Source organism: Pseudomonas arcuscaelestis, from assembly GCF_016881005.1.
In the GTDB taxonomy this organism is placed as follows: domain Bacteria; phylum Pseudomonadota; class Gammaproteobacteria; order Pseudomonadales; family Pseudomonadaceae; genus Aquipseudomonas; species Aquipseudomonas arcuscaelestis.
The window spans coordinates 1-1,006 of record NZ_JACOPV010000088.1 but is presented as its reverse complement, the minus strand read 5'-3'; the positions used below and the strand labels follow the sequence as shown (position 1 = coordinate 1,006).

Below are 1,006 nucleotides of genomic sequence, written 5' to 3'. Positions count from 1 at the left end.
CCTCCACTCCTGTGGATTTGTACTTGTGGCGCCTGCGTTGGCGGCTCGCAATACCGGCTTCACGCATCAAACTTCTGGCCATATACCGCCCGATGCGATGCCCTTTTTCGCGTAATTCATTGGCCAGAGTACGCGCCCCAGCAGATGCTCTCGACGCCCGGTGGTGCTTAACCAACACAGCCTTAAGCCGCTCTCGCTCAGGATTTATTCGGCCTTGGCGCTGCTGCCAAGCATAAAAGCTGCTGCGATTAACTCCGAACGCACGACAGCAACTGTTAACGCCGTACTGCTCACCCAGCTCACAGATCAACGCGAATGATCTTTGGCGTCCAACAGTAGGAGAGCACTGGCCTTTTTTAGGATTTCGATATCCAGGTCTTTTTGTCTGAGCAACGCTTTGAGCTTCTGAATCTCTCGTTGATCCGCGGTAATTGCCTTGGCGCCTACAGGTGTTGCGCCTTGACGCTCGTTACGAACCTGATCAACCCAGCGGCGCAGGGCCGTGGGACCAATATCCAAGCTGGCACAGACTTCAGGAACTGGCTGCTCCTCATCGAGCACCATACTGGCTGCCTTGAGTTTGAATTCACTGGAATAAGATTTGCGCATATTCAAAACACCTCAAATTTAGGCGCCATCATAGCGCCCGATTAAAGTGTCCAAAATCATTAGGCCAGATCAGCTTGCCCCCGATGAGGGAGTGTCAGTCGGCATATGTACCGCCTGGCACACCGCTATCGGGGGCAAGCCCCCTCCCACACTGCGCCCCATTGAGGTCAAAAATTGGGTTACAGACCGAGTAACGACAACATAATGAAGGTCGCAAACAACACAAAATGCGTCATCCCCTCGATGGCATTGGTCTCACCGTCGTTGAGGTTGATCGCACTCACAATCAGCGTAATAAACACCATCACCGTTTGCACCGGCGTCATCGCCATCTGGAACGGCTGGCCGGTATAGAGCGCCATCGCCTCCATCACCGGCACCGTCAGGATCACCGTCG

The 1,006-nt window shown here is 54.1% G+C and carries 2 protein-coding genes and 1 pseudogene; all 3 read right to left on the bottom strand.

From position 1 onward, the window contains the following. Positions 1 to 178: IS3 family transposase (locus H8F21_RS29895; protein ID WP_328824560.1), on the bottom strand; the 178-nt coding region annotated here is incomplete at its 3' end. A 128-nt stretch (positions 179 to 306) separates the two neighbouring features. Then, positions 307 to 609: a transposase gene (locus H8F21_RS29745; protein ID WP_236043281.1), complete on the bottom strand. Its 303-nt coding sequence runs from the start codon at positions 607 to 609 to the stop codon at positions 307 to 309. Positions 610 to 788: 179 nt separating this feature from the next. Continuing rightward, positions 789 to 1,006: pseudogene (locus tag H8F21_RS29440) on the bottom strand (calcium:proton antiporter); the annotation flags it as partial.

Bases quoted from the DNA above. Each gene is read 5' to 3' on its own strand.
- H8F21_RS29745 (WP_236043281.1), bottom strand. From the start codon at position 609: ATGCGCAAATCTTATTCCAGTGAATTCAAACTCAAGGCAGCCAGTATG.